The sequence below is a fragment of the Stenotrophomonas pictorum JCM 9942 genome, from assembly GCF_001310775.1.
In the GTDB taxonomy this organism is placed as follows: domain Bacteria; phylum Pseudomonadota; class Gammaproteobacteria; order Xanthomonadales; family Xanthomonadaceae; genus Stenotrophomonas; species Stenotrophomonas pictorum.
In genome coordinates, this window is sequence record NZ_BAZI01000215.1 from 1 (window position 1) to 4,815 (window position 4,815).

The window sequence follows — 4,815 nt, forward strand, 5'->3', positions numbered from 1 at the left end:
TGACCGCCGTGGGCGGGTGCCCTGGTTGCGCACCCTGACGGAGGCGCACGCCGGCGGCGCCTCCCGTGCGCGGATCCCGGGCGACTGGAGACCTATCCGATGAATGCAGTGCTTCGATTCCTACGCGCTTTGCTGCTGGCGACACTGCTGACACCGGCCGCGACCGTGCACGCGGCCGCCCCCACCGATCCGCAGGCCGAGACCATGCTGCTGCTGCAGACCGCCTCCGGCGGCTGGTCCAAGCACTACCGCGGCAAGGCGGTGGACTACCGTCGCCCGCTCAGCGCGGTCGAACGTGACGCGCTGCGCGCGCCCGGGCGCAAGGACGATGCCACGCTCGACAACAAGGCCACCACGTCGGAGATCCGCTATCTGCTGCAGGCCCATGCTCGTACCGGCAACCCGGCCTATCTGCAGGCCGCGCGGCGCGGGGTGAGCTATCTGCTGGCCGCGCAGTATCCCAACGGCGGCTGGCCGCAGTACTACCCGGACCGTTCGTTCTACCGCCACCAGATCACCTTCAACGACGATGCCATGACCCGGGTGCTCGAGCTGCTGCAGGACATCGTCGAGTCACGCGATGAGGCGGCACTGCTGGCGCCGGAGTTCGGCTCCGCCGCACAGGCCGCGCTGGCACGTGGGCTGGACTGCGTGCTGGCCACCCAGGTGCGCATCGAGGGTCTGCCGACCCTCTGGGCGGCGCAGTACGACGAGGTCACGCTGCTGCCGGCCAAAGCGCGGTCCTACGAGCTGCCGTCGCTGGCGGTGGCCGAATCGGTCGGTGTGCTGCGGTTGCTGATGCGCCAGCGCGATCCCTCACCGGCACAGGTGGCCGCGGTGGAGGCGGGCGTACGCTGGTTGCAGGCGCACCGGCTGCCGGATGTGGCGCTGGAGAGGGTCGACGCGCCCGAACAGGAAAGTGGACGCGATGTGCGGATCGTGCAACGGCCCGGCGCATCGCTGTGGGCGCGGTTCTACGACCTGCAGCACCAGCAGCCGATGTTCGTCAATCGTGACGGCGTGCAGGTTGCGCAGTTCGCGGCCATTCCCAACGAGCGCCGTGTCGGCTATGCGTGGTATGGAGTGTGGCCGGAGAAACTGCTGCGCAGCGAATGGCCGGCATGGCGTGCGCGCTGGGGCGTGTCGCCGCACGGCGCCCCGGCACCCGCGGTGCAGTGACGGCAGTGAAGAAACATGTGTGGAAAGAGTGAGCTGATGAACCCGAAGACTTGTTTGCGTCCCTCCCTTCTGGCCTGCGCGCTGGGCATGCTGCTGCAGGCGCCCACGGCATGGGCGGCACCGGCCCAGTTGCTGTTCCAGGTGTCCGCCGATGAGGGGTTTGTCGCCGATCGCGCCGCGGGCGATGCCACCCCCAACTTCCAGGACAAGGTGAAGATCGTCGCCGACGGCGCGCGGGGCAGCGCGATCGAGTGGGCCGATGATGGCGTGCTGTCGTGGAATGCGCCGGGCAACATCCACGCCCAGCGCGGCACGCTGTCGTTCTTCTGGCGTTCGCGTTATGCCGTGGGCGAGGCGCCGTTCGTGATCTTCCGCGTCGGCTATGCCGACCACAGCAGCTGGGACATGGCCTGGCTGCGCATCGACTGGAACGGCCACGGCTTCGATGCTTTCGTCACCGACGCCAACCTGGCGCGCACCCGCGTCTCGTTCAAGCTGGATAAAAACCCGTCGCCACAGCAGTGGCAGCACATCGCTTTCGGCTGGGATGAAGACCACGGCGTCAAACTTTTTGTCGATGGCAAGGAAGTGGCACGCGCGCAGACCACCGGCGACTACGATGCGGCGCTGGACCAGCTCGGCCTGGCCGGGCGGGTGATGGCGCCCTACCAGGTGCAGAGCCGCTACAACTTCCTGCGTGGCAGCGACTTCGACGAGATCCGCGTCTACGACCGCCTGCTCGATGGCGAGGCGGTGGCCGCCCTCGCCCGCCATGCCGAACCGCCTGTGGCGCCCACCGTCGCGCCCTCTCAGCGCAGCTGGTGGCATCGTCACGGCTGGGAAGGCGCGCCGCCACCGGCGCTTGCCGCGTCGACCACGACGATCCGCAAGGTCGAGTTTGCCGACGTCAAGGACCTCAAACAGTGGATGTGGAAAGGCACCGACGGTATCGCCGAGACCACCTGGCCGGGCGTCTACAACCGCTCGCGGTTGGCCGGGCGTGACGACTATTTCCAGCTGCCGGACTGGAACACCTATGTCGAGGGCGGCCAGCAGCTGGACCTGACCGTGCCCGACGGTGAAACCATCAACCGGGTGGAGATCCGCGGCGCCGCATTCGGCACCCTGGCTGGCACCGCCGGAACGCTGTTCACCCGGCCGCAGGGCGTGGTGCGCAGTGTCGACAGCTTCGCCGCGCAGCGCGGCGGTCAGCTGCACTTCCGCAACACCGAGCAGGAAACGCCGATCCAGGAGATCTGGGGCTACCACGTCAGCGACGCCGCCGAGCCGGCAGGCACGGTCAAGCAGCGCTACCTGATCGACAGCAGCGTGCTGCCCGATTACACCAACATCGCCGCGCTGCGGGCGTATATCGACGGCCGTTATCCACAGGCCGAACGCAGCACGGGTGATGGCGCTGCCCAAGGGGGCCGGGGCACGCAAGCGCGGCGCCGGCACCTTGCCGGCCGATCCGCTGCCGATCGTGCATGTGCTGATTCCCTCCGGCGTGGGTGATGCACCGGCCGCGCAGCCGCTGATCCGCAGCTGGGCGCACAGCTGGGAGAACATGCATGACGGCCTGGACGGGGTGGCCATCGACATTCCGGCGCTGGACCTGCCGGCCACGCACGACGGACTGATCCCGCTGAACATCCGCATCAAGGACCCGATCTGGCCGGCGCGCGACATGATCGACGTATCGGTCTCGGTCAAACCCGGGCAGAAGCGCACGCTGTGGCTGGACCTGCGTGACCGCATCCTCACCGCCGACAGCCTGTGGATCTCGGTGGCCTCGGCGGCACCGGGCTTCAATGCCGCATCACTGGATGGTGGCGAAGTACGCCTTGTATTCAAGGACCGCAAGCAGGCGCTCGGTGAACACGTGGCCGACCGCTTCAACCAGGTACGCGACAACTGGGGTTTCCTGGTCGAGGAGCACACCACCTCCAAGCGCCAGCGCCTGTACGCGCGCGTCTATGCGGATCTGAGCGACCTGCTGCGGGTGGATCCGGACCACGAACTGGGCCGCCTGTACTGGAACTACATCAGCTACAACAGCCAGGGCAAGCCGCCGTTCGCGCAGCCGGCCGCGCCCAAGGGCGTGCCGCTGTGGGCGTTCCGGCAGACCGAAGACCTCAAGTACGTGCGCCGTTTCATCGACTGGTGGATCGAGAACCGCCAGGTCGCCTATGGCGATTTCGGCGGTGGCCTGTCCGATGATTCGGACCTGGTGCAGCAGTGGCCGGGACTGGCTTGATGGGCGTGCAGCCGGACAAGCTCAACGCCTCGCTGACCGCGCTGTCCGATGCGATCTACCGCAACGGCATGTTCGCCAACGGCCTGAGCACGATCGAGACCGACGAGCTACATTCCTACGAGGAAGGCATCAACGCCAACAGCGCGATGCTCTACCTCAACTGGGGCGATCCGCTGACCGTCGAACGGCTGATGGAAACGGTCAAGGCCTTCGACGAGCGCATCATTCTGCCCAATCCGCAGGGCCACCTGCTGTTTTCCAGCAACTGGTTCGGCGGCAACAAGGTCTACCGCGAGCCGAACTGGCAGTGGCAGAAGCCGTACTCGTTCCCGGCGTTGCATCCGGCCTTCCTGATCGGCGAGTACAACGCCGATCCGACCGGTCGCAAGCTGGTCACCGGCCTGGCCGACAGCTGGCTGGCGCACGCCTACACCGACGACAAGGGCCGCTTCACCTTGCCCAATGAAATCAACTGGGCGACCGGGCAGACCCGTGGCGGCGAGTTGAACCAGGGCTCGGGCAGTGGCGATGTGATGCACACGTTCTGGGCCGCGTGGCGCTGGAGTGGTGACGACAGATATCTGCAGGGGCTGGACTACCGCGTGCAGCGTGGTGGCCCCGGCGCGCTGTCCAACCTGGGCGAGAACCTCGTGCAGGTGCTGGGCCGCGAACAGGACTGGGGCAAGCAGCTGATCACCGAGGCCGACAACGGTGGCGGCGGCTTCGCCAGCGTGACCGCCTGGCAGCTCACCGGCGACACCCGGTACCTGGAGCAGCTGCACGCCGAGGGCATCCAGGCCAAGGCGCAGCGCGAATACATGAACACCGAAGGCCACTGGTGGAGTGACCGGGTCGAGGCGCCTAGCGAGTTCCTGCAGCGCGCGCGGCTGGGCGGTATCGCGCTGAAGCGCAACCAGAGCTGGCCGGGGCACACGGTGAGCTGGAGCTTTGCCGACGCTGCCGCCGCCGAGCAGGTCGCGCTGCTGGTGGACGCGCCCTCGCCCGAGCGCTTCAGCGTCACCGCCTACAACCTCAGCGGCCGCAAGCAGGCGGTGCAGATGACCGGCTGGAACGTGGCCGCCGGCCGCTGGCAGGTGCGCAGCGGCATCGATGCCGATGGCGACGGCCGCATCGACGGGCGGGTGCAGCTGCGTGAGATCGATTTCGAAAAGAGCATGGCCACGCCACTGGAATTCGTGCCGGGCAAGACCCAGCGTTTCGAGTTCGAACGGATCCAGGCCGGCACCCCGGTCAGCGGGCGTGCCGATCTGGGCATCGGCCGCGGCGATCTGCGCATCGAAGGCGACACGCTGCATCTGACCGTGCACAGCCTGGGCCATGTCGCCACCGTCCCCGGCGTGGCCCGTGGTGCGCGATGC

Annotated in this window: 1 protein-coding gene and 1 pseudogene; both read left to right on the top strand. The window is 67.7% G+C overall.

All coding sequences use genetic code 11. The features are described from left to right. Nucleotides 1-99 precede the first annotated feature (99 nt). On the top strand, nt 100-1,179 hold the full coding sequence (gene pelA / locus JCM9942_RS10965) for a pectate lyase (RefSeq protein WP_089153166.1): 1,080 nt from the start codon (nt 100-102) through the stop codon (nt 1,177-1,179). A gap of 87 nt (nt 1,180-1,266) precedes the next feature. Further along, nucleotides 1,267-4,815 (top strand): annotated as a pseudogene (locus JCM9942_RS10970) (LamG-like jellyroll fold domain-containing protein); the annotation flags it as partial.

Coding starts and splice junctions, on each gene's coding strand:
- pelA (WP_089153166.1), top strand. CDS start 100: ATGAATGCAGTGCTTCGATTCCTACGCGCTTTGCTGCTGGCGACACTG.